This is a genomic window from Sinimarinibacterium flocculans, assembly GCF_003201205.1.
GTDB lineage: Bacteria > Pseudomonadota > Gammaproteobacteria > Nevskiales > Nevskiaceae > Solimonas > Solimonas flocculans.
Genome location: NZ_QICN01000015.1, coordinates 36,355 through 59,545, shown reverse-complemented (window position 1 = coordinate 59,545; position 23,191 = coordinate 36,355). Strand labels below are relative to the sequence as shown.

General features: G+C 62.0%; 25 protein-coding genes and 1 pseudogene. 18 read left to right on the top strand and 8 right to left on the bottom strand.

Going from position 1 to position 23,191, the window contains the following annotated elements; genetic code table 11:
- Window positions 1–403: SWIB/MDM2 domain-containing protein (locus tag C8D93_RS21195; RefSeq protein WP_245904017.1), on the bottom strand; the 403-nt coding region annotated here is incomplete at its 3' end.
- Between the two features lie 21 nt (window positions 404–424).
- On the opposite strand from C8D93_RS21195, the gene C8D93_RS20835 reads away from it, so the two are divergent.
- From C8D93_RS20835 to C8D93_RS19335, 6 genes and pseudogenes are all read left to right on the top strand, one after another.
- Window positions 425–601 (top strand): hypothetical protein, encoded by a 177-nt coding sequence (locus C8D93_RS20835; protein WP_170124134.1) that lies wholly within the window; start codon window positions 425–427, stop codon window positions 599–601.
- 882 nt (window positions 602–1,483) lie between these two features.
- Window positions 1,484–2,080: pseudogene (locus tag C8D93_RS19355) on the top strand (IS110 family RNA-guided transposase); the annotation flags it as partial.
- Window positions 2,081–2,190: 110 nt separating this feature from the next.
- The gene (locus tag C8D93_RS19350; protein ID WP_211307433.1) at window positions 2,191–2,499 is read left to right on the top strand and encodes a restriction endonuclease subunit S domain-containing protein; all 309 of its coding nucleotides are present in this window, start codon (window positions 2,191–2,193) and stop codon (window positions 2,497–2,499) included.
- A gap of 76 nt (window positions 2,500–2,575) precedes the next feature.
- On the top strand, window positions 2,576–3,106 hold the full coding sequence (locus tag C8D93_RS19345) for a winged helix DNA-binding protein (RefSeq protein ID WP_110266883.1): 531 nt from the start codon (window positions 2,576–2,578) through the stop codon (window positions 3,104–3,106).
- The gene (locus C8D93_RS19340; protein ID WP_110266882.1) at window positions 3,096–3,779 is read left to right on the top strand and encodes a hypothetical protein; all 684 of its coding nucleotides are present in this window, start codon (window positions 3,096–3,098) and stop codon (window positions 3,777–3,779) included. Before C8D93_RS19345 ends, C8D93_RS19340 begins: the two co-directional genes overlap by 11 nt.
- Window positions 3,776–4,093, top strand: coding sequence for a type I restriction endonuclease (locus tag C8D93_RS19335; protein WP_146216676.1), 318 nt, complete (start codon window positions 3,776–3,778; stop codon window positions 4,091–4,093). Before C8D93_RS19340 ends, C8D93_RS19335 begins: the two co-directional genes overlap by 4 nt.
- A gap of 310 nt (window positions 4,094–4,403) precedes the next feature.
- On the opposite strand, the gene C8D93_RS19330 is transcribed toward C8D93_RS19335, so the two are convergent.
- The gene (locus C8D93_RS19330; RefSeq protein ID WP_110266894.1) at window positions 4,404–5,429 is read right to left on the bottom strand and encodes a DNA-binding protein; all 1,026 of its coding nucleotides are present in this window, start codon (window positions 5,427–5,429) and stop codon (window positions 4,404–4,406) included.
- A 105-nt stretch (window positions 5,430–5,534) separates the two neighbouring features.
- On the opposite strand from C8D93_RS19330, the gene C8D93_RS19325 reads away from it, so the two are divergent.
- The 3 genes from C8D93_RS19325 (at window position 5,535) to C8D93_RS19315 (ending at window position 8,309) form a co-directional block, all read left to right on the top strand.
- Window positions 5,535–6,734 carry a site-specific integrase gene (locus C8D93_RS19325; protein ID WP_170124132.1) on the top strand — a complete coding sequence of 400 codons (1,200 nt, stop codon included), beginning with the start codon at window positions 5,535–5,537 and terminating at the stop codon, window positions 6,732–6,734.
- A 77-nt stretch (window positions 6,735–6,811) separates the two neighbouring features.
- Window positions 6,812–7,603 carry a Panacea domain-containing protein gene (locus C8D93_RS19320; protein ID WP_110266879.1) on the top strand — a complete coding sequence of 264 codons (792 nt, stop codon included), beginning with the start codon at window positions 6,812–6,814 and terminating at the stop codon, window positions 7,601–7,603.
- A gap of 112 nt (window positions 7,604–7,715) precedes the next feature.
- Window positions 7,716–8,309 (top strand): hypothetical protein, encoded by a 594-nt coding sequence (locus C8D93_RS19315; RefSeq protein WP_211307431.1) that lies wholly within the window; start codon window positions 7,716–7,718, stop codon window positions 8,307–8,309.
- 106 nt (window positions 8,310–8,415) lie between these two features.
- Here the strand turns inward: C8D93_RS19315 and cadR are convergent, their stop codons facing one another.
- On the bottom strand, window positions 8,416–8,925 hold the full coding sequence (gene cadR / locus C8D93_RS19310) for a Cd(II)/Pb(II)-responsive transcriptional regulator (protein ID WP_110266877.1): 510 nt from the start codon (window positions 8,923–8,925) through the stop codon (window positions 8,416–8,418).
- A gap of 73 nt (window positions 8,926–8,998) precedes the next feature.
- On the opposite strand from cadR, the gene C8D93_RS19305 reads away from it, so the two are divergent.
- Both C8D93_RS19305 and C8D93_RS19300 read left to right on the top strand, forming a co-directional pair.
- Window positions 8,999–9,637, top strand: a complete 639-nt coding sequence (locus C8D93_RS19305; protein WP_110266876.1) for a cation efflux transmembrane domain-containing protein — start codon at window positions 8,999–9,001, stop codon at window positions 9,635–9,637.
- A complete protein-coding gene (locus tag C8D93_RS19300) occupies window positions 9,624–9,872 on the top strand; it encodes a hypothetical protein (protein WP_110266875.1) in 249 nt (82 codons plus the stop codon). Before C8D93_RS19305 ends, C8D93_RS19300 begins: the two co-directional genes overlap by 14 nt.
- A gap of 148 nt (window positions 9,873–10,020) precedes the next feature.
- On the opposite strand, the gene C8D93_RS20830 is transcribed toward C8D93_RS19300, so the two are convergent.
- Window positions 10,021–10,167, bottom strand: a complete 147-nt coding sequence (locus C8D93_RS20830) for a hypothetical protein (protein WP_170124131.1) — start codon at window positions 10,165–10,167, stop codon at window positions 10,021–10,023.
- A gap of 280 nt (window positions 10,168–10,447) precedes the next feature.
- Between C8D93_RS20830 and C8D93_RS19290 the strand changes: the two genes are divergently transcribed.
- Genes C8D93_RS19290 through C8D93_RS19270 form a run of 5 tightly spaced genes read left to right on the top strand, consistent with a single transcriptional unit; the run spans window position 10,448 to window position 17,654 of the window.
- The gene (locus C8D93_RS19290) at window positions 10,448–11,707 is read left to right on the top strand and encodes a TolC family protein (RefSeq protein WP_110266873.1); all 1,260 of its coding nucleotides are present in this window, start codon (window positions 10,448–10,450) and stop codon (window positions 11,705–11,707) included.
- Between the two features lie 12 nt (window positions 11,708–11,719).
- Window positions 11,720–12,775: an efflux RND transporter periplasmic adaptor subunit gene (locus C8D93_RS19285; protein ID WP_245904013.1), complete on the top strand. Its 1,056-nt coding sequence runs from the start codon at window positions 11,720–11,722 to the stop codon at window positions 12,773–12,775.
- Window positions 12,765–13,400, top strand: coding sequence for a cation diffusion facilitator family transporter (locus C8D93_RS19280; protein WP_110266872.1), 636 nt, complete (start codon window positions 12,765–12,767; stop codon window positions 13,398–13,400). Before C8D93_RS19285 ends, C8D93_RS19280 begins: the two co-directional genes overlap by 11 nt.
- A complete protein-coding gene (locus C8D93_RS19275) occupies window positions 13,393–16,536 on the top strand; it encodes an efflux RND transporter permease subunit (protein WP_110266871.1) in 3,144 nt (1,047 codons plus the stop codon). Before C8D93_RS19280 ends, C8D93_RS19275 begins: the two co-directional genes overlap by 8 nt.
- Entirely contained in the window at window positions 16,533–17,654 is a 1,122-nt protein-coding gene (locus C8D93_RS19270) for a fatty acid desaturase (RefSeq protein WP_110266870.1), read from the top strand. Before C8D93_RS19275 ends, C8D93_RS19270 begins: the two co-directional genes overlap by 4 nt.
- A 485-nt stretch (window positions 17,655–18,139) precedes the next feature.
- Here the strand turns inward: C8D93_RS19270 and C8D93_RS19265 are convergent, their stop codons facing one another.
- From C8D93_RS19265 to C8D93_RS19250, 4 genes are all read right to left on the bottom strand, one after another.
- A complete protein-coding gene (locus tag C8D93_RS19265) occupies window positions 18,140–18,982 on the bottom strand; it encodes an alpha/beta fold hydrolase (RefSeq protein WP_211307430.1) in 843 nt (280 codons plus the stop codon).
- Between the two features lie 52 nt (window positions 18,983–19,034).
- The gene (locus tag C8D93_RS21190; RefSeq protein WP_110266891.1) at window positions 19,035–19,490 is read right to left on the bottom strand and encodes a DUF305 domain-containing protein; all 456 of its coding nucleotides are present in this window, start codon (window positions 19,488–19,490) and stop codon (window positions 19,035–19,037) included.
- Between the two features lie 82 nt (window positions 19,491–19,572).
- Window positions 19,573–20,061 (bottom strand): Cu(I)-responsive transcriptional regulator, encoded by a 489-nt coding sequence (cueR, locus tag C8D93_RS19255; protein WP_110266869.1) that lies wholly within the window; start codon window positions 20,059–20,061, stop codon window positions 19,573–19,575.
- Window positions 20,058–22,283 carry a heavy metal translocating P-type ATPase gene (locus tag C8D93_RS19250; RefSeq protein ID WP_245904011.1) on the bottom strand — a complete coding sequence of 742 codons (2,226 nt, stop codon included), beginning with the start codon at window positions 22,281–22,283 and terminating at the stop codon, window positions 20,058–20,060. Before C8D93_RS19250 ends, cueR begins: the two co-directional genes overlap by 4 nt.
- A gap of 152 nt (window positions 22,284–22,435) precedes the next feature.
- On the opposite strand from C8D93_RS19250, the gene C8D93_RS19245 reads away from it, so the two are divergent.
- Entirely contained in the window at window positions 22,436–22,633 is a 198-nt protein-coding gene (locus tag C8D93_RS19245) for a heavy-metal-associated domain-containing protein (protein ID WP_110266890.1), read from the top strand.
- 57 nt (window positions 22,634–22,690) lie between these two features.
- Window positions 22,691–23,125, top strand: coding sequence for a hypothetical protein (locus C8D93_RS19240; RefSeq protein WP_146216675.1), 435 nt, complete (start codon window positions 22,691–22,693; stop codon window positions 23,123–23,125).
- Window positions 23,126–23,191: the final 66 nt, after the last annotated feature.

The window sequence follows — 23,191 nt, the reverse complement described above, 5'->3', positions numbered from 1 at the left end:
CCACCATCGACAGCCGCCAAGCTCCGCACAGCGGAGACTGAATCCATCGCTTGAGAATCAAGCGACCACCTGTCCGTGAGAGCGGGTCAACTCCAGCCTTCAGCTTGTCGTCGGCGTTGATCTGGCGCCTGTTGGTCTTGTCCTGGAGGCCGTTCTTCTTGATATACGCCCACAGGTTCTTCGTGATCTGGCCACGCGGAATCGGCTTGCTGCCGACCACCGCGGCCAACGTCGCGCTGGGCGTCATCGGTTTCATCAGCGCAGGGCTGGCCTTGCGCTTGGTCTTCCTTACGGACTTCTTCGCAGCTTTCTTCGGGGCTGCCTTCTTCACCGCCTTCTTGACCGGCGCCTTCTTCGCAGCTGCCTTCTTGGCCTTTACAAGCGCCTCTGAAATCAGTGACAACGCAAGTGCTCACGTGAATTCGTGACCACCTTCATCGTCGCCCTGCCTGCACAGAACGACCGCCGGCTAGCGAGCTGGCCGCAGCGCAACGTAACCGATCAGATCCGCCGCAGCAGCGTGCCGAAGCTCGCGGCGCTCATGACCAGTTTGGAACCGACGCGCCGGCGGCCGCGACCTTCCCTGCGAGGCGTTGCGTGACATTAGCCACTCGAACGGCTCAACGGCGGTCAAGTCACGCACCGAACTCGTCGTCTCCGTCCGGCTCATTCTGAGCGCCGTGCGAGACAGTCCAGCTTGTTCTCGGGCTTGGCTCCGAAGGCAGACAGGAAAGGTCAGTGGCCGCGAGGTGCCGCGTCAACGGCGAAGAGGTCCGCAGATGTGGGGGGCACCATAAGTTATTGTTATTTCTAATCTTTCGTGAATGCGCGATCTGCAAGCTATTGTTCTAAAAGAGAATATTAAACGTCACTTATGTCTCTTCGGCAAGCGGCCTTCCCAGACCGAGACAATCTAAATGCCCCTTGCCGACCCATACCATAACTTATTGTTATTACTGACGATTTTGTCTTTTATCGGCGTATGTCGCTGTTTTTAAAAGAAAAAGAAAACGTCACTTTTTCCGCCGCTAACAAGGTAACCCCAGCGATGGGCGGCGCAAGCGAGCACCGCCATCGCGTCAGCTGAGAGTGTCGCCGGACATTCTGATGATCGGCTCTAGCAGCACGCGATCATGTCGCAAAGCGAAAAGGCTCTCAGTCATTAGCGATCCCGGTGAACTCATTCGCCTTCGGAACCATATTGGCGGCCCTTGATAAAGCAATCAGGCATCGACGTGCACATAGGGTGCGCACGAATCGAGAATGCGCTGGAAGAGGATGTTGTCCTCACGCCCAACTCGGGCATTCCGTACGTGTGCTCGGACATGATGCAGCAGCGACAGCGGATCTGAAACCTGTGAGGCTTTTCCGAACCGTTACGAAAATGTTCCCTTATCAATGGAATGGACGCGCCCTCCTTCTAGCGGCATCGAAGTGCCAGAGTGGGAGGTATGTGTTGTCTCCCTACGAAGGAGGGGCGTCCATGAAGAAAGTTACAGCGGTCGGGCTGGATCTGGCAAAGACGGTTTTTCAGGTGCACGGTGCCGATGAGGACGGCCGTGCGGTGTTGCGAAAGACGCTTCGACGAGGGCAGGTGGCTGAGTTCTTCGCGCAACTGCCCGCATGCGTGATCGGGATGGAGGCGTGCGGAAGCGCGCACCACTGGGCGCGCAAGCTGCGCGAGCTGGGCCACGAGGTTCGCCTGATCGCACCGCAGTACGTGAAGCCATTCGTGAAGCGCAATAAGACCGACGCTGCCGACGAGGAGGCGATCTGCGAGGCGGTGCGGCGTCCTGGCATGCGTTTCGTCCCTGTGAAGACGACAGAGCAGCAGGCCATCTTGTCGATACATCGAGCGAGACAGGGCTTCGTGCGCGCTCGCACGGCGATGGCGAGCCAGATTCGCGGCCTGCTCGCCGAGTTCGGGATCGTGGCACCCAGGGGAATCGAGAACGTGCCGCGCCTGCGCATGGCCATGATCGACCAGGAACTGCCGGGCACGTTTCGGCAACTGATCGACCTGCAGCTCCATCACATGGACGAACTCCATGATCGCATTGAGGAGCTCGACCGGCAGATCGCACCCGTCACGACACGAGCTTGGTAGATGGTCCTGGAATCATCGTCGGCAGGAAGGGCAACGTCGGAAGCGTTCATTGGTCGGATGTTGCGTTCTATCCGATCGACACCGTGTACTACGTCAAGACGGCGCTACCTTTGCACTTCACTTTCTTCAATCTTCAGCGGCAGAATTTTCTCAACAACGACGCGGCAGTGCCTGGACTGAATCGCAATCAGGCATACGCGCTCCCGCTACTGCTCCCGACAAAGGAGTTGCTCGTCGGCTTCGAGACTCAGTGCGGGATGCTGCTCAGCTTGGCCAGACTGCTGGCCAAGAAAAACGCCAACCTCCGCACCACCCGCGACCTCCTGCTCCCCAAGCTCATCTCCGGCGAACTGGACGTGTCGGCGATGCCCGAGTCCGAGCTTGCGGCGTGACGCCGCGCTGAGCCTGCGGGCTTGCCATCGCTGTCGATCTGGTTGATATTCCATATTCCAGAATATGGAATAAACGGTGGAACTGAAGCCACAGGACGTGTTGGTGCTGTTCAAGCAGGTCGCTCATGCCGACCGCGCCTGGACTTACGCGACCCTGGGCGAGGCTTTGCAGATGAGCGCCTCGCAGGTGCATCGCAGCGTGAAGCGCTGCATCGCCGCAGGGCTGGCCGTGGAAAAAGGGCGCGGTCAGTGGCAAACGGTGCGCACGGCGTTGCTGGAGTTTGCCGTGCACGGCGTGCGCTACGCCTTTCCTGCCGTGATCGGCGCGCCACGCCGCGGTGTGGCAACCGCCTTTGGTGCCGCACCGCTGGCAGGAGAGATTCGCAGCTCCCCCGGGGAGGCTCCGGTCTGGCCCCATGCCGAAGGCACGGTACGTGGCCCGAGCCTGTCGCCGCTATGCCGCACCGTGCCTGATGTGGCCCTTGCAGACCCTGCCATGCACGAGCTGTTGGCCCTGCAAGATGCGCTGCGCATGGGGCGCGCCCGCGAGCGAGCCCTGGCAGCCCAGCACTTGAAGCGGCTACTGGGCCTGACCGATGCGTCCTGACGATCCCAACTTGCCGACGCTCACTCTGATTGCCGAGGCCTTGGGCACTCTCTGCGACGAGCTGGTGTTCGTCGGCGGCTGCGCGGCCGGGCTGCTCCTGACCGATGTGCAGGCCACGGGCATACGCCCCACCGACGATGTGGATGCGGTGGCCGAGGCCGCGACGTTGAGTCGTTTCTATGCCATTGAGGCGGAACTGCCGAAGCGGGGATTCGTACGCGATGCCGAGAGCGGCGTGATCTGCCGTTGGAAGCATCGCGACAGCCGCATCACCTTCGATCTGATGCCTACCGATCCGCAGGTGCTGGGCTTTGCGAACCGCTGGTACCCCGAGGCGGTGCGTACGGCCTCTACCGAGAGACTCGCCGAGCGGCTGAATATCCGCCTGATTTCCGCGCCGGTGTTCGTGGCGACCAAGCTGGAGGCTTTCATCACGCGCGGTAAACGCGACCTCTACAGTCATGACCTGGAAGACATCCTGATCGTTGTGGATGGCCGCCCCGCGCTACCACAGGAGCTGCGACAGGTATCGGCGGAACTGCGCCTGTTCGTGGCTGCTGAGTTGACGACGCTGCTGCGTCAGCCGGACTTTGAAAACGTCTTGCCGGGCTTGATTGCCGACGGTCAGCGCACGGACATTGTTCTGGCCCGCCTGCGAGAAATGACCGCATGAGCCCCACGCTCGGCATCAGGGAAATGTCCGCCAGCTATGGCGAGCTGATGCTGGTCGAGCAGCCGGCCATTGCATGCCTTGAGTCGCTGGGCTGGACGCACGCGAACCTCTACACCGAAACCTTCGGCGAACACGGCTCGGAAGGGCGAGAGAGCGAGCATCAGGTGGTGCTCACGCGCCGGCTTCGCGCCGCGCTGTCGAGGCTCAATCCTGATCTGCCGGCGGATGTCCGAGACGATGCGATCGGGCAGGCCATCGATCAGCTCACGCGGGACCGCTCCAAGCAACTTGCCGTCAACGCCAACCAGGCCTAATCCCACGGAAGCTCTTCTGAGACGCCAAAGAGGTCTCTAAGCTTCTGTTTTTAAGCAGAAATGTGTGCGACTGCCGCATGCCGTTGCTCGTAGATTCGACTTATCCACAAAATCTCGATAAAACGAAAAAAGTCGTCCACGGAAGCTCTCCTGAAACGCCAAACACATCTATACCTTATTGATTTACTTCAAATCCTATCGCATTGCCGATGTGCTGCCGTCTGCTCTGAGTTTCTGCCAGTCATGGACCAGCATATCAATCAGCCATACCTTGACCTTATCGCTCGTTCTCGGCGGCTCGCAGCGTCCTTCAGGAATCGGCCTTGGGACGCCCTGACTTACTGCGGGCGGCCGTCGGAACGAGGCGGTCCAGTTGCGCTTCGAGTCCTTCGAGCCTCCCCCGCAGCCCGGCGGCGTCGCCGGCAGCGGCGTCGCGCTCGTGCGCCAGTCGATCGGCTCGTGCTCGCTCATGATCGCGGTCGGCTCGGAGTTGGTCGCGCTGGGTCTGAAGCGACGCCAGCTCGCGCTCGTGCGCGTCCGCAGCGGAACCCAACGAAGCTTCTGCGACCGATCGCGCGCGCTGTTCTCGCGACAGCTCGGCCGACAGGCGGATTGCGTCCTTGCGCTGCTCCGCGAGGTCCTTTGAGAACTGCGCGATCGCCGCGTCCAGATCGGCAATCCGCTTGGCGCTTGCCGCCTGCTCCTTTTCACGCTCGGAGATCAGGCGGCGGTTCTGGGTCCGTTGCTCGTCGATCTGGCCCAGCAGGTGTCGCTCGTTGCCGTCGGCGCGGGCGCGCAACTGCTCAATCTCCTCCTGATGCTTGCGCGCCGCGCGGTCGCGCTCTTCAATCGCCGCCTGCGCACGGGCCTCGGCGGCGCTGACGGCGCGCAAGGCGTCCGCAATCTGCACCTGAAGCGCGGCCAACTGGCGCTGACTGGCCGAAACCTGATCGCGCGCTACAGCCAAGTCCGCGGCTAGTGCGGTGGCCTGCGCCTGCAACTGGTTTTTCTCGGATTCGTAAGTGCGGCGCTCGCCCTCAAGCGCTGCGCGATCGGCGTCCAGGGCAGCGCGACGCTCACCCTCGATCTGGTCGACCTCGACCTGTGCGGCATCCCGGATGCTCTGGTAGAGCTGAGCGGCCGCCGTCGCGATCGGCGCCGGCAGGTTCAGGCGCGCCGGCAGTGCTTGGTAATAAGCCTTGAGATGGGCGTTGACGGTGGCTGGCGACCCGGTGCCAAGCACGCCGCGCACTCCCTCGATGGTCGGCCGATCGCCTTTTTCGAGCAGCAAATCGGCCGCTCGGGTGACATCTTCCAAAGTGACGCCAGGACGCATGACGGTCTCCCAACTTTCAAAACGTCGAAAACTCCGATAAGTTTCGATAATGGATATTTATCGAAACTTATTTTTCTGACTCGTCATGAATATAACGTATTACGTATGATAGAAGATGATTCCATCACCGGCGACGCACTGCTCGCAGCGGCCCGATCCGCGAGCGCGCTGTTGCCTGAAGCGGTTGTCGTCAGCGATCGTGCCAGCCTCGAAGCCGGTACCCAAGCGGCGCTGCGGGCATTTCGGCTTGCGGCGACACCCAGCAGCACCTGGGAGACCTACGCCCGGGCGCTGCGCTACGTTTGCGCTTGGGCGCAGGCCCGGTTCGGAGAGCCCCTCCCGGTGCCCACACCGTCCGCCATCGTCGTCCAGTTCGTGCTCGACCACTTCGGCCTGCCGCAGCGGGATACGGCCGGCAGGCTCTCACTCGAAACGGTGATGCCACCCGCCGTCGACCAGGCTCTCGTCGACGGGCGATTCAAGGCGCGCTTGGGTTCGTTGAAGATGTCGACGATCGACCACCGTCTTGCAATCCTGTCCTGGGCGCACCACGAAAAGCAGTTGATCAGCCCGACCGAGGACGCATCGGTACGGCGATTGCTCACCGACTGTCGCAAGCTGGCGCTCGAGCTTGGCCAGGCTCCCAAGCCCAAGGCGGCGGCCACGCAGGAAGCCCTCGATGCGATGCTGGACACCTGCGATGATTCACTGGAGGGCCTGCGGGACCGAGCACTGCTTCTGTTCGGGTGGGCCAGCGGGGGCCGCCGCCGCTCGGAGATCGCGGCGGCCCTCGTCGAGGATCTCGAATGGCTCAATGATCGGAGCGCCGTGTTCAGGATGCGCCGGTCCAAGACCGGCGACGTCGGGCCCAAGCCGGTGGTCGACGAGGCGGCGGTCGCGATGCGTGCGTGGCTCGATCGCGCCCAGATTCGGAGCGGTCCGATCTTTCGTCGTCTTTATCGCGGTGGCGCGTCGCTCGGTGGCGGGCTGACGCCGCATTCGGTCGGCCAGATCGTCAAGTCACGCGCGTCGCTGGCGGGACTCAATGGCGATTTTGCCGGCCACAGCCTGCGGCGCGGCTTCGCGACAGAGGCAGGCATGAACGCCGTGCCCTTGTCCGATACCATGGCGATGACGGGGCATCGGACTGTGAAGAGCGTCGTACGATACTCAGACTCGGGCTCGATGGTCGGACGAAAGGTGGCGAATCTGCTGGTTCACGGGCGCCGCCGCAGCGGCTCATCGCGATACGATGCATCGAGCAACACGGTCGCGGACCAAGACGTCGGAGACGAGCCAGAGTGAGCGCACACGACTTGCGTCTTCCGCGGACATCGCAATAATGCGCGCCGTCTTCGCCAGCGCCCGCAGCGCGCCCCCGTATGTCCGTTGATGCCGCCAAAGCGGATCTGATCCTCCAGTACGCCCTGCTGCTTGCCGGGCAGGAGGATGATTTTTTTGATCGGCAGCTGGGCCCCATCCACCTGCTCAAGTACTGCTATCTCGCGGACCTAATCCACGCACGCTACGAGGAGGGTCGGACATTCACCGGGGCGAACTGGACTTTCTACAAGTTCGGACCGTGGGCGCAGGACGTACACGCACGCATCGCACCTGCCGTGCGAATGGTGCAGGCCGACGAGAAGGTCATGGCCAGCGACTATGGCGACCGTCAGGACTGGTTTCGGTGGTGGAAGTCGGATGACCGACTTCTCGAAGCCAAGGAGAACTCATTGCCGTCCTGCATCCGACGGGAACTGCGCCCTCTCGTCCATCGCTTCGGCAAAGACACGCCGGCATTGCTCGACTTTGTCTACCGGACCGCGCCCATGCTGGATGCCGCGCCGGGTCAGAGGCTGGATTTCGCCCTGGAGGCGCGCGCGCGCCCAATTAAAAATGCCGACGTCGCCGATACCGCGTCGACGCTTTCAGCGAACAAACAGAAGAAGCTACGGGAACGGCTCAAGACGATCCGCGAGCAGTCGAGCACCCGCTCGGCGGGTCGCCAGAAGCTCGTGAAGCTCGATCAACCCCGATACGACGAGGTGTTTGAACAGGGTGTGGCGTGGCTGGAAAGTCTGGCGGGGCCAGCACTTCCTGAAGGCAATCTGGTGGCCGAGTTCTCCGATGACGTCTGGACATCATCGACCCGCAAGGGTTCGGACTTATCCTGACGACTGCGTCCAGGCCATCATCCAGGACCCTTCGCGCTGGTGGGTCCCGGATGAGGGCCATACGCTGTGCCGAGGGGCCTTGCTGTATTGCTTCGTTGCACATACGGATCAGGTGCCCTACCAATTCGAACCTGTTGGCCGAACGGTGCCTACCGAGCACGGCAGCGCGACCGTCAAGGTTTCCCCCCTGAAAGTAGGCGAACCGTTAAAGCCCGTGACGGCGTTGCCGGTCGCAGCACTTCCGCTCAAGCCTGGCGAGGTATGGGCCGCGTACCGCGCCAAGCGCCGCCCGTGCATCGTCATCTCCGATGAATGTCCAACCGTGGATCGCGGGCTCACCAAGGGCATGCCGAACGCGACGACCGCCCCAACAATGCTCGTGGCGCCGTTCTACGGTGCCGACAAGGACGGTTCGCGCGCCGGCTTCAACGACGGCTTCATCGATCGGATTCGGCATTGCGAGTACCCACAGTTCATGTGGGATCAGCTGCCGCTCGAAGGTGGGCCGCAGACCTCGATTCTCAGGCTTGACCAGATCCAGCCGATTGGTCGTCATTATCACGCGTACAAGACCTGCGGCTGGAAGCTAAGCGACGATGCCCTTGCGGTCTTTGACGACCTGATTCACTGGCAGATCTGGGGCGGTGTCCCGGAGGGAAGCGATCTCGTCGCGTTCAGGGAGCTCATGCAAGCCACGTTCGGCTAGAGGGCCCACGTCTTCATTCCCGCGCAAGTCGATGCGCTGACGCGAGTCAACTTCGTATCGCGACTCGAAATTGGTCTTCATTGGATATCGAGCGGCAAGCGACATATCAGCGTTGACATCGCGACCGACCAAGTCCGTCTCGGGTACTTGCTACGCTACGACGCTGTCGGTCGCGAGGGGTCGCGGCCGATTCTATTCGCGATGCACGTGCCCGCGTGCCGCTTAGTTCCTGCAAGATCGCACAGTCCTTTGTGGTGCCCCCGGCATGGCAGGAGGCCCGGATTTTCCGAAGCTCGGCTTCCAGCGCATGCAGGGTTCGAATGCGGACCAGGACGTGATCAATATGCGCATCGAGCACGTGGTTGACCTCTTCGCAGCCTTGCTCTGGCCTGCTCTGCAGATCCAGCAGTTGACGGATTTCGGCCTGCGTCATGTCCAGCGCGCGGCAATGCAGCACAAACGCAAGCTGCTGGCGCTGACTCTCATTGTAGAGGCGATAGTTGCCATAGCTGCGGGCCGGACGCGCGAGCAAACCCGCTTTCTCGTAGTAGCGGATGGTCTCCACCGGCACGGACAGTTCGCGCGCCAACTCGCCGATGCGATAGGTCTCGGGCATGCACACCCACCTCCTTGACCCTGAAGTTACTACAGGGTGTGCAATACCGCCACCGCTCCATTCCAAGCACCCCATGTCTGACGCTTGTTCCTCCGGCCCATGCAGCTCTCGCCAGCCCCCGCCTCCTGCGTACCGCCGCGTGCTCTGGGTGGCCCTGGTCGTGAATCTGGCGATGTTTGCGGTGGAGATCGCTGCCGGTTGGAATGCCGCATCGGCGGCACTGCTCGCTGACGCAGTCGATTTCTTTGGCGATGCGGCCAACTACGCCGTCTCGTTGTTCGTCCTGTCGATGGGGCTGACCGCACGAGCACGTGCAGCCTTGACCAAGGGCCTGGTCATGGGTGGCTATGGCCTGTATGTCTTGGGACAGGCGGGCTGGAACGCGCTGCAAGGGGTGTCCCCGGACGCGGTGACCATGGGTGTTGTCGGTGTATTGGCACTGACGTCGAACCTCGCCGTAGCGGTGCTGCTCTACGCCTTTCGAGATGGCGACGCCAACATGCGCTCGGTGTGGCTGTGCTCGCGCAACGATGCGATCGGCAATGTCGCCATCGTTCTTGCAGCCATCGGCGTATTCGGCACCGGCACCGCATGGCCTGATCTAGTCGTGGCCGGGATCATGGGTGCTTTGGCAATCTCGGCAGCCCAGCAAGTGGTCGCCCAAGCTCGCCGTGAGCTGGCGACGACCGGAGTTCGACATGCTCACACCTGAATTGACCTGGATCGCCTTAATCTCGGTGCAAACGCTGCACTTGTTGCATCATCGTCTGGCAAAGCGCCATATCAGCTTGGTCGAGGTTTCGACTTCGGCTGTACTGATGATTCCCCCTCAAGGCGTCTTGGCGCCTGTCCTGCTGATGACGCTGCACGGGGCACTGATCGTTGTGCAGATCATGGGCAGCATCTCGATTCAGCGGTTCTCACCGCAGTGGGAGAACGTCGCGTGACCTGCGGTGTGCCGAAGGGTCGGCGCTGGGCAATCGATATCAGCAGCACTCGCGGCCGCGGGTCGATCTCGGCGATCGTCAACGCAACGGGAACCTGTCGAGGGTCGTGGTAGTCTAGCGTTCGATGTTTCGCTCTCTTGCCATCTGGTCACTGGTCGCGGGTCTCGTTGTAACGAGGCTGCTCGGCTTGCATCTGCATGTTTGTGCGGGCATCGAGAGCCTTGGCCACGTTCACGAGTCCACACACTACGCTGACGCCGGGTTGTTGTTCGGCGAAGAACACGCCAATGATCATCCGGATCACCTGGAAGTCGAACTCACGTCAGTCGGCTTCCCTGGGCAATACCTCGACCCCGATGGCGATACCGCGCCTGCGCTGATCGGTCCTGATCGCCTGGACCCAACATCGTCTGCCGGCTGGCTGAGTGTTCGCATTCCACGCGGCCCTCCCGTCCTGCACCCTGCGCGCCCCGCATTCTTCACTCCGGCCCCTCGCGGCCCGCCCATGAACTCCCTCGCCTGAACCCCTTCATGCCCTGATCAGGGCATCCGTTCACGCAGTCGGGAGTTTTTCCATGTTTTTTCGACTCATCGCCGCAGGGCGCCTTGCGCCCGTGGTTCTGCTTGCGGTGGCTTTCAGTGATCCGTCCGTTGCCAGCGGCGCGTCGCTCAAGTTGCGAGACGCGCTGGCGCGTACCCTGGAGTCCAATCCCGACCTCGCGGCCTACGAGTACGTACTCAGGGCACAAGATGGCCGGATCACACAGGCTGGCCTGCGGCCCAATCCGGTTATCACTGCAGACGTTGAGAACGCTTTTGGCACTGGTGAAACGCGCGGTCTTGACGCCACTGAAATGACGATCGGTCTGAGCCAGCTGATCGAGCTTGATGGCCTGCGGGACAAGCGAGTCACCAGTGCACAGTTCACCCGTGAAGGCCTTGAGATCGACGGTCAGATCAGACGCCTCGACATTCTCGCGGAGACGGCGCGGCGGTTCGTCAAGTTGGTCGGCCAGCAAGAGCAACACCGGCTAACGCACCTTGCCGTCGAACTCTCCGAGAAGACCGCGGAAGCCGTGCAGCGTCGTGTCGCTGCAGCGATATCGCCTGAATCCGAGCGGGATCGGGCTGCGGTCGCCTTAGAACGTGCGCGCATCGCTGATGCTCATGCCGAACATGCGCTAGTCGCAGCGCGCTATGAGCTGGCTGCGTCGTGGGGCGCGATCCAACCTGATTTCGTGGAAGCCGCCGCCGACTTGTACGCGTTGCCGGAACTTTCCGCGTATGAGGATCTGCTCGCTGCGCTTGAGCGTACGCCCGACCTTTCGCGATACCTGAGTGAACGCCGGTTACGCGAATCCGAGGTAACCCTCGCCCTAGCCAGCCAGCGTCCGGGCATCGAGATCGGCGCGGGCATCAGGCGGCTCGCGGAGATTGACGACACGGCATTCGTCTTCAATGTGGGCATCCCACTGACGGTCAATAACCGCAACCAAGGCGCCGTGGCCGAGGCGGAGGCGCTCAAGGCGGGTGCACAAGCCAATCGCAGCGCTGCCCTGCTCAAGGCCCGCACACAGTTGTTTAGCAATCACCGCGAACTGCAAGACCTTGGGCAGCAGGTGCGTGCATTACGAGAGCGGGCTCTGCCGCGGACCGAAGCGGCACTGAAAGGGACTGAGTCTGCCTACGAGCGGGGGCGTTACAGCTACCTGGAACTGGTTGATGCGCAGCGCGAACTGCTCAGCGTGCGTGACAACTTGATCGAAGCTGCCATGCAGTACCACCTCACCCTGATCGAAATCGAGCGACTTACTGCTACGGCCGTAAGTCGCTGAAGGACACGTCGCATGAACATGAACACAACCAAGCGTTACCTCATCGTCGTCCCGGCGCTAATCGCACTCGCGCTAGGCGCCTGCGGTGGCAGTAACGGATCGCCCCATCTGGACGAGCAAGGTCACGAACACGAAGACCGACGCAGTCATGGCGAAAACGCCCCTCACAGTGAATCCGAAAAACATGAGGAGGGGGATCGCCACGAGACCGACAAGCAGTCAGACGTCGATACGCACGACGAGGAAACTGCGCACGGCGAAACGCTCAGGTTGACTCCCGAGGCACGCGATGCTGCTGGACTGACGATCGCACCGGCCGGACCCAGCACTCTGGTGGAGACGCTGCTGCTCTATGGAGCCGTCGTCCCCAATGCCGAGCGCACACGCGCCGTCTCGGCCCGATTCCCGGGAATGGTTCGAAGCGTTGATGTCAGTATTGGCGATCGGGTGCGCCAAGGCGCGATGCTGGCCACGGTCGAGAGCAACGAGAGTCTTCGGACGTTCGCTGTTACCAGCCCATTGGATGGCACGGTCATCAATCGCTTCACCAACCCCGGCGAACAGGCAGATCGCGAGGCCATGTTCGTCGTGGCCGACCTTAGCAGCGTTTGGGTCGACCTGGCGCTGTATCCGCGCGACCGGGGGCGGGTACAGGTAGGGCAATCCGCACAGATCTCGGCGGAGGGTCCGCTAAGCGCGCTCGGAAAAGTGATCTTCGTCTCACCGATGTCCGCTCGAGAAACGCAATCGCAAACCGCGAGGGTGCTTCTGGAGAACGTCGATGGTATTTGGACGCCGGGACTCAACGTTCAGGGTCATGTGGCGATTGGTGAGTTCGCCGTCTCGGTCGCAGTGCCCGACGCTGCACTGCAGCAGATCGAGGACAGTACGTCGGTGTTCGTCGAGCACAACGGCGAGCTTGAAGTGCGACCAGTCAGGGTTGGTCGCAACGACGGTCGGAACGCGGAGATTCTCGAAGGCCTGAAAGCTGGTGAGTCGGTTGTTGTCGAGGGCAGCTTTGTCCTCAAGGCCGAACTCGGCAAGGGAGAGGCTGAACATGGGCACTGAGCACGGCACTTCTCTCGATCCGCGCGACAATCGGCAGCGCCGCACGCTGCTCCAGGTCACGGGCCTGAACGCGGGCCTGTTTGCAGGGCTAATCGTTGCCGGCTTGGCGTCCGAGTCCAGCGCCCTGATTGCGAACGCGCTCGACAATCTGTCGGACGCTGCTGCTTACGCCCTCAGCTTTTTCGCGGTCACTCGCTCGGACCGCTGGAAGGTGGCCGCGGCAAGCGTCACCGGTGTGATGTTGCTGGTTCTGGCCGTGGGCGTGACGGTGGATGCCCTACGACGATTCGTGGTCGGGTCCGAGCCGCTCGGGCCATGGATGATGGCGGCAGCCGTCGGCGCAGCTGCGATCAATCTTTGGTGCATCTTCCTGTTGCGGTCGCAGCATGGCGAAGACGTGAATATGCGCGCCGCCTGGACCATGAGCATTAATGATTTCGCCTCGAACTTCGGCATCCTGCTCGCCGGCGGATTGGTCGTGCTGATGGGGCGGAATTGGCCTGACCTGGTGGTCGCCCTGCTCATTGCGCTCGTCGCAATCAGTGGTGGGGTGCGCACGCTCAAGGATGCGCATCAGACGCTGCAGTCTTCTGGTACGGACTCCACCGGACATCGCCATGATTGAATCGATTCTGCGTTTTTCCATCGCTCGTAGCGGTGTCGTCATGGTGCTGATGCTCATGCTGGCCGCGCTGGGCATCTACAATTATCAGCGCCTGCCCATAGATGCAGTGCCCGACATCACCAATGTTCAGGTGCAGATCAACACGCGAGCAGCTGGTTACACACCGCTGGAGGTTGAACAACGGATCACCTACCCAATCGAGACGGCAATCACTGGGCTCCCGGGTTTGGACTACCGACGCTCCTTGTCGCGTTACGGTCTGTCGCAAGTCACAGTGATCTTCGAAGAAGGCACCGACATCTACTTCGCGCGGCAGCTGATCAATGAGCGGCTGCAACAGGTGCGAAGCAGCTTGCCGGACGATGTCGAGCCAGCAATGGGCCCGATTGCCACTGGCCTTGGCGAGATCTTCCTATATACCGTCGAGGCCGACGCCGATGCGCGGCAGCGTGACGGCACGCCCTATGACGCTACCGCGCTACGCAGCCTGCAGGACTGGGTGATCCGTCCGCAGCTGCTGCAGGTTCCGGGGGTAACCGAAGTCAACAGTATCGGCGGCTATGCCAAGCAGTTCCATGTGCAGCCCTATCCCGAAAAGCTTCTGGCATACGACCTAACGTTCGCCGACGTCATCAGGGCGGTTGCGCGCAACAACGCGAATCGCGGCGCCGGATATCTGGAACGCAAAAGCGAGCAGCTGCTGGTCCGCATCCCCGGCCAGGTAGACGGTATCCCCGACTTAGGTCGCATCGTGGTGGCGACTCGCGGGGGGCTGCCGATTCATGTCTCCGATGTGGCCGAAGTGGGCTTAGGGAAGGAGTTGAGAACTGGCGCAGCAACGCGGGATGGCCATGAGACTGTACTGGGCACGGCCGTAATGCTGATCGGTGCTAACAGCCGAGAAGTTGCCAAGGCCGTCGCCGAACGTCTTTCACGGGTCAACGAGTCCCTCCCGAAGGGGATCAGGGCCGTGCCCGCCTACGATCGCACGGTACTCGTGGACAAGGCCATCGCCACAGTTCAGAAAAATCTTCTGGAAGGCGCGCTACTGGTCATCGTCATCCTGTTCTTGCTACTCGGCAACCTCAGGGCCGCGCTGCTCACCGCGATGGTGATTCCCCTGGCCATGCTGATGACGATTACGGGGATGGTCGAGAGTCACGTGTCTGCCAATCTCATGAGCCTGGGGGCACTGGATTTCGGCTTGATCGTGGACGGTGCGGTGATCATCGTCGAGAACTGCTTGCGCCGTCTGTCGCAGGAGAGCGAGGAGCGGGGTGCCCTCAATCTCAAAGAACGCATGCAGACCGTTTTCGAGTCCACTGCGGAGGTAATCAGGCCCAGTCTGTTCGGCGTATTCATCATCATGGCGGTTTACCTGCCGATCTTTGCGCTTGAGGGGGTTGAGGGAAAGATGTTTCACCCGATGGCACAAACAGTGGTGATGGCGCTTGCGGCCGCGTTGTTCTTGTCTGTGACCTTCGTTCCCGCTGGAGTGGCGCTACTGTTTCGCGGCCCGGTGCGTGAAAAGCACAATCGCGTGATGGAGGCCGCTCGAAAGGGCTACGAACCGCTGTTGCGCTGGGCGCTCAACGCTCGTGTCGCCCTACTAGCCGCAGCGGTAGTTCTGGTCCTGGCCTGTGGCTGGCTGGCGACGCGCCTAGGCAGCGAGTTCGTGCCTAGCTTGAACGAAGGCGACATCGCCGTGCAGGCTCTACGCATACCGGCAACAGGCCTCTCCCAGTCGGTGGCGTTCCAGCAGCAGGTCGAGACGCGCTTGCTGCAGTTCCCTGAGGTGCTCACTGCTTTCGCGCGTACTGGCACCGCTGAAGTCGCAACCGACGCAATGCCGCCCAATATCTCGGACGGTTACGTGATGCTCAAGCCTCGGGACGAGTGGCCCAACCCTGACAAGCCCAAAGCCGAGTTGGTAGCGGAGATCCAGGAAGCGCTCGAACAACTCCCTGGAAACGCCTATGAGATGAGTCAACCAATCCAGCTACGCTTCAATGAATTGATCTCCGGCGTACGCTCGGATTTCGCCATAAAGCTCTACGGCGATGATCTCGATCTAATGCTCTCTACGAGCAATGAGATCTCAAAGGTGGTGCGCGGGATTCCAGGCGCTGCAGACGTTAAGGTTGAACAGGTCACCGGCCTTCCTGTCCTGTCCGTTGTTCCGCGCCGGGAGGCACTGGCCCGCTACGGCATCGCGATATCGGACCTCCAAGATGTGGTCGCCACCGCCATTGGCGGCCAGGAGACAGGACTGGTCTACGAGGGTGATGCACGCTACGACATCGTTGTTCGCCTGCCTGAGGGTCGCCGCGATGACATTCGCGCCCTTGAACGCCTGCCGGTGCCTTTGCCGACGGGGAATCAAGTGCCGCTGGGCGAGGTTGCGAAGCTGACAGTTGCGCCCGGCCCAAACCAGATCAGTCGTGAGGACGGCAAGCGCCGCGTTACCGTTACCGCCAATGTGCGAAATCGCGATCTCGGGAGCTTTGTGGCCGAAGCTCAGCAGGCCGTCCGAGGAGTTGCGATCCCTCCCGGTTACTGGATCGATTATGGCGGCACATTCGAGCAGCTGGAATCCGCATCCCAGCGGCTGTCTATTGTCGTGCCGCTCACGCTGGCACTGATTTTGGGCCTGCTGGTGCTGGCCTTCGGCAATCTGCGAGATGCACTGGTGATATTTAGCGGCGTGCCGCTGGCGCTAACCGGTGGGGTGCTCGCTCTTTGGCTGCGCGACATTCCGCTCTCGATTAGTGCGGGCGTAGGCTTCATTGCACTTTCAGGCGTCGCAGTCCTGAACGGACTTGTGATGGTGAGCTTTATCAAGTCCCTGCGCGCGGAAGGAATGGCACTTGATGACGCCATCGTGCAGGGGGCGCTCATCCGTCTACGGCCCGTGCTGATGACCGCGCTGGTGGCAAGCTTGGGCTTCGTGCCCATGGCGCTCAACGTCGGCACTGGCGCGGAGGTGCAGCGTCCGTTGGCTACGGTGGTGATCGGCGGAATTGTGTCGTCCACGTTGCTGACCTTGCTCGTGCTACCAGGCCTATACCACATCGTGTGGAGGCGCAAGCCCGGGTCGATGGTCGCTCATGCCGAACCCGTCGGGATGTCTCCATGAGCAGCGCGCTTGCCGATCTCAAGCGACACAAGCGCTCGCTTATCGCACGCCACGCCCGAGCCAGCGACTGGCTGGGGATGATGCACGTCGGAGTTACGCTCGTCCCGCTGGCATTACTATGGTGGATAGTATCGTTCGCGGGGTCACAATCTCCTGCGCTTGTAGTGCTTTCCACGCTGCTGATCGGATTATTCATCCTGCGCTGCTTTGCACTGATGCACGACTGCGGGCATGGTTCGCTGTTCAAGTGCCGAGCACTTAACCGGTGGTTCGGCTTCCTGTTCGGCGTGCTGTCAGGTATGCCGCAACACGTGTGGTCGCGGCATCATCAGTACCACCACGCGACCAATGGCAACTGGTCAAGATACCGCGGTCCCTTGGCCACGCTGTCGGTAGACGAATACGCCGCGCTAACGCCGGCACAGCAACAGTCCTATGCGCGTGCCCGTCGCTTGCGCATGGCGCCGCTCGCAGGCCTGCTGTACGTGGTGGTCAACCCGCGACTGACATGGTTGCTCGGCACGGTCAGCCTTGTGAACCATGTCGTACGTCGAAAGCGATCTGACCCTGGCGCTTCAATTCGCGACCATGTGCGCGCCTTCCGCAGTCGCCATTGGAGCACGTCCGCGGAATACCGGCACATGACGCTCAACAACCTAACGCTGTTTGCAGTCTGGGGCGCAATGTGCGCATGGATCGGACCGTGGCTATTCGCTTCGGTGTACCTTTCTAGCACTTCGCTGGCAGGTGCAGTTGGTATCGTGCTCTTCACCGTGCAGCACAACTTTGAGCATTCCTACGCAGCTGGTGACGAGGGCTGGGACTACGACCGATCAGCGATTCACGGCACCAGCTACCTCGTACTACCGGCGTGGCTCAATTGGTTTACGGCAAACATTGGTTATCACCACGTTCATCACTTGTGCGCGCGCATTCCCTGCTATCGGCTCGCGGCATGTCATGCCGAGAACGCAACACTGTTCCGCGACGTGCGACGACTACGGTTGTCCGACGTGCTGCCATCGCTCGAATATCTTCTCTGGGATCCAAACGCACAGAGGATCATCTCCATTGCCGAATATATGAGGACTCTGCCGCTTTGCGCAAAGAGGAATTAGCACGCTGCGTGGTGTCGTGCGCAAAATGAACAGGCCGCTGGTAGCGGGCGCCCTTGCTGAACCTCCTATCGTGAAGGGCATGCGGCCGACATCGTAGGTTTGGTGCCTTTCCGGCGATAGCCGATCATCAGCGACGTCCGACAATGAGCTCCGAGAAGATCCTAGTCAGCGAGGCTTCCCATGAACGTGATGGCAGAAGGCGACTTTGGCCTTCAGTGCCCGGCGGCGCATAGCACCGAGTGCGAAGGGTTTGCGTAGGAGAATGTCCTAAAACTCGGCCTACTTAATTTAACGCTTACCCAAACGAGGCCGATGATCGCAGCGTTTCAGAATTGTCCCAAGGGAAAGTTTCTACCCGCGTGCATATACACCCTGACTGCGGTGCGATGAGTCAATGACCGCTCCTGGGAAGGCAACTCGGCGAGTTCAACTTCCCCTGTATCATCTCTTGGTGCTACCAGAGCGCCGCCGCCCCCGCACTGGGACTAGGTCGCCGACTGACGAGCGATGAATTCTGCGATCTCTGGTGCGAACGCACTGGCAAACGTGTGCGCTGTGTCAATGTCTGGCGACATTATCGTGCAAGCGTACTCGCCGCCCTTGAGCATCCGCGCCAGATTCCTTGCAAGGCCCGGCGGGTGCCGAGCGTCCATTCCCGGGAAAATGAGTGCAGGCGCTTCAATGCTTGCGAGATCATTCACGCTTCGAAATGAGCGGTCGTAACCAATGGACGCCGCAGCGGCGATGCTGGCGGGGTCAGACCGGGGAATCGCATCGCGCACCATGACGCCAATGATCGGAGCGAGATCCGGGAGAATTGGCGCCCATGCGGCGTCGATTCCGTCTGTGCGGACCCGCTCTGCAAAGGCCTCCATGAACGCCACCTCGAGTTGTTTGGCGTCGTCGTCTTCGATGTCCTCGACGCTGATCAGGATGAGGCCTTTCGCCCGCTCCGGATAAGCCTGGGCGAAACGAAGCGCAACCGTTGACCCGAGGCCCGCGCCTCCCACAAATGCTCGATCGAGACCGAGGTGATCCAGCAGTGCGGCGACGTCATCAGCGTATTGGGCCCAGGTGTGGCGGCCCGCGTCCCTGCAGATGGACCTTCCATAGCCGCGGATGTCCGGGAGGATGACCCGGCAACAATTCAATAGCTGACGACCGAGCGGCAATAAGCTCTGATGGTCCGGCCCGCCTCCATGCATGAGGACTAGGGATGAAAGCTTCGGATCGCCTGCGGTGACCGCGAACAGCGTCTGTCCATCAAAAGCGCTGTAATTGATGCTCCGGAACTCCCCTTTAGAAACTGACATGGCAAGCACCCTCATGCAGGCGAAGCATGAGTTTCGGTGTTGGAGCTGACTCCGGAGCCACGGCCACTTACTCCATGCCCCGAAGGTCTTTCAGAAGGAGCTTCATCTCAGCGATCTCACGCCGCTGCGCTTTGATGATCTCATCCGCCAATTCGCGGACGCGCGGATCGGAAATGTGAGCGCGCTCGCTGGTCATGATAGCGATGGAATGATGCGGCACCATCGCACTCATGTAGTCAACGTCATCGACCGTGGCTTGGCTTCTCACCAGCCATAGCGACCCTGCAAATGCCGCCGCGCTGAGTCCAAAGATCACTGCATTAATTCTTTGGCTGGGGTACATGCTTGCCATGAAACCCAGCATCACTGTCGCCATGACTGCGCCCATCAGGAGCGCCATCCAGGCCCTTGTTTCACTCCAGAGCACGTGGTCGATGGCATAGGTGTTGAGATACATCGCCGCGTACATCACGACGGTGGACGTGCCGATCATCGCGGCGAAGCGTGCGTACGAAATCTTCACGATTCTTGCCTCCCAACTGTTGAGGGTCGGTGTCGATAATCCCAGGGCGGCGTTAATCTGCGCTGAGCGGCGAATGAACACGTCAGGGATGCTTCTGATCGTGTCCTTTGGCGCAAGCCAAATCCTCAAGAATCGGGCAGTCCGGGCGCTCGTCCCCATGGCAGCGGTTCGCCAGGTCCTGCAGGGTGTCGCGCATGGCCTGCATTTCTGCAATGCGGGCATTCAGATCGTCGACATGCTGCAGCGCGAGCTTCTTGACCTGCGCACTGCTGCGGCCGCGCTTGCTCCAGAGTTCCAGCAGGGCCTCGATCTGCTTGATCGAGAATCCCAGGGAGCGGCCGCGCTTGACGAACCTCAGAGTGTGCAGGTCGTTCTCGCTATAGATGCGATAGTTCGCAAAGGTGCGATCCGCTGCTTGAATCAGGCCGATCGATTCGTAGTGGCGGATCATCTTGGCGGACACGCCGGTGGCTTGGGCAGCGTCGCCGATGTTGAAGTACCCCGACTGCCGGGCCTCGGACGCCTCGATCCGCGGGCCCCGGTGCCGGTGGCGGGTTGCTGCTGCGCTCATACGTCTGCTCCTGTCAATTCGGCTTCACGATGCGGATGGGCGCTGGCCGGCCGCCAGCGCATCAAGGTCAGCGCATTCAGCAGCACGCTGACGCTGCTCAAGGCCATCGCCGCACCCGCCACTACCGGGGACAGCATGCCCAGCGCAGCGAGTGGAATGCCAGCGGCGTTGTAGGCAAAGGCCCAGAACAGGTTCTGGCGGATCTTGCGATAGGTCAGATCGGAAATCTCCAGTGCGTCGGCCACCAGATCCGGATCGCCGCGCATCAGGGTGATGCCCGCCGCGTGCATCGCCACGTCGGTGCCCGTCGCCATGGCAATGCCGACGTCCGCCTGCGCCAGCGCCGGCGCATCGTTGATGCCGTCGCCGACCATGGCGACGCGCTTGCCAAGATGCTGGATGCTTTCGATCTCGCGCGCCTTGTCGGCGGGCAGGACGTTCGCCCGTACCGAATCGATGCCGATGACCGCAGCGATCTTGCGTGCCGCAGCCTCCTGGTCGCCGGTCAGCATCACGGTCTGCAGGCCGCGCTGCTGCAGGCGATGCACGGCTGATCTCGCCGTGGCCTTGGGAGCGTCGCTGAAGGCCAGCAAGCCCAGCAGCTTCGGCTGCTCGCCGACTTGCGCAACCCAGGAGAGCGTCCGCCCATCGGAGGCAAGCTCGTGTGCTGCTGTCTGCAGCATCGCAAGATCAAGCTGCTGCTCCTGCATCAGGCGCTCGCTGCCGATCAGAATCGGACGGCGCTCGATGATCGCCGAGATCCCGCGCCCGGGCAGCACTTCAACGGCTGATGCGGATGTCGGCTCCAGTCCGCGATCGGCAGCGTAGCTGACGACCGCACGTGCCAGCGGATGCTCGCTGTTGGCCTGAATGCCGGCGACGAAGCGGATCAGCGTGTCGGCATCCTGGTCGGCCGGAACGACCGCTTCGAGCACCGGGTGCCCCTGCGTCAGCGTGCCGGTCTTGTCGAACGCGACCGTATCGATCTGGCGGGCGCGCTCCAGTGCCTCGGCGTCAGCAATCAGTATGCCGTGATGTGCGGCAACGCCGGTGCCGGCCATGATCGCGGCGGGCGTGGCCAGGCCCAGCGCACAGGGGCAGGCGATCACCAGCACGGCCACGGCATGCAGTACGGCCTGTGTCCAATCGCCATCGACCAGACCCCAGCCGAAGAATGTCAGCGCGGCAATGACGAGCACCGTCGGAATGAAGACGGCCGTCACGCGATCGACGAGCTTCTGGATCGGTGCCTTGTTGCCCTGCGCGTCTTCGACAAGCCGGATGATTCTTGCCAGGGTCGATTCCGCGCCAACCGCCGTCGTGCGGATTCGCAGGACACCTTCGCCATTGACCGCGCCGCCAGTCACCTTGTCCGCCGGCGCCTTGGCCACGGGCAGGCTTTCACCGGTGATCATCGATTCGTCGACATGGCTGTATCCATCGATGATCTCGCCGTCGACCGCGATGCGCTCACCTGCGCGAACGACCACCATGTCGCCCGGCTGTACCTCATCCAGTGGGATATCGGTATCGACGCCGTTGCGGCTGACGCGCGCCACGTTGGGTCGGAGTGCCTGCAGGGCGCGGATCGCTGCCGTGGTCTGGCGCTTGGCGCGCGCTTCCAGCCATTTGCCCAGCAGCACCAGCGTGATCACTGCAGCGGATGCTTCGAAGTACAGGGCATGGGTGTGTGCGCCAGCCGCCAGCACCAGGTAGGCAGACAGCCCGTATGCCGCGCTGGTCCCGATGGCGACCAGCAGATCCATGCTGCCGGTGCCCGCGATCGCCGACTTCCACCCGGCCTTGTAGAACCGTGCGCCGAGCCAGAACTGCACGGGCGTTGCCAGCAGCCATTGCAGCCATCCAGGGAGCCCGACATGGATGCCCGTCGGCATCAACAACATCGGTAGCACCAGCGGCAACGACAAGATGGCGGCAGCCGCCACGCGCCAGCCATCCGAAGTCCTGTGCGGTGTCGCCGCAACCGTTGGACCGCCACGGGAGCCACCGACGCTGTACCCCGCGTCGCGCACCGCGCCGACCAGGGCCTCCAGGTCGACACCTGCAGCGTGGCGCACCTTGGCGCGTTCGGTGGCCAGATTGACTTGGGCATTGGTCACGCCTGGGAGGCCCGCGAGCGCCTTCTCGACGCGAAAGACGCAGGAAGCGCAGGTCATGCCTTCGATCTGAAGGTCGGTGACGGTGGTCGTTGCGGCGTTCATTGAGAGTCTCGGCTGGAAGCGGTGGTGGCAGGCTGGGCGTTCCCATGGTGGGAAGGTCAAGCCGCCGGCTCCGTTGTCAGCAATCGCTTGACCTTCCCACCATGGCAAGCCGGATGCTTTTCTCGCCATATCGGCAAGCACTGGAGATGGAGATGTACGAATTCACTATCGAGAAGATGAGCTGCGGGCACTGCATCAAGACCGTGACGCAGGCGGTGCGCGGCTGCGACATCAACGCAGAGGTCGACGTCGACCTCGCGACCAAGCGGGTGGGCGTCAAGTCCACCGCGGCGGAAGCGGATCTGCGCACGGCATTGGCCAAGGCAGGGTACCCGGCACGCGCGTCGTGACGGCTGGTCTGTCGACTCGGGAAAGGCGGTTCGGCCGTTGAACTATTTGCGCTACGGGTGTTCAATCCAACCATGTTGATGCGTGCAAGCCGGCTGTTCGCCTGGTTGCTGGCGCTGAGCCTCGCCCTGCAGGGTGGGGCTTTCGCCAGCGGCGTGGCCTGCGCGCATGCGGCGAATGCGGTTGCGACGGTGGTCGAAGCGGCTGCTGACGTCGCGCCGGACCCGCACGCACATCATCGGATGCACGCCTCCACCGACGCAGACGCCTCAGCTGCCGTGACGCCGGCCGTGGATGCCACATTCGCGGGCCTTTGCGATTGTGGTTGCGTCTGCGCGAGCAGCTGTCTGACGCACTGCGCGTCTGCCCTGACCGCCACGTTCCCCGTCCTCCCGGCGGACTGGCCTGCGCCGCGCCTGCAGCCGGCGGGCATGCCGACGGACCTGACTTCACCGCCGCTGTCCACCCCGCTGCGACCACCGATCTTCGTCTGACGCCTGCTTCGCGCAGGCGGGCGCCCGCTGCACGCGCGTCTGCCTGCTGTCCAGCGTTCAACGGAG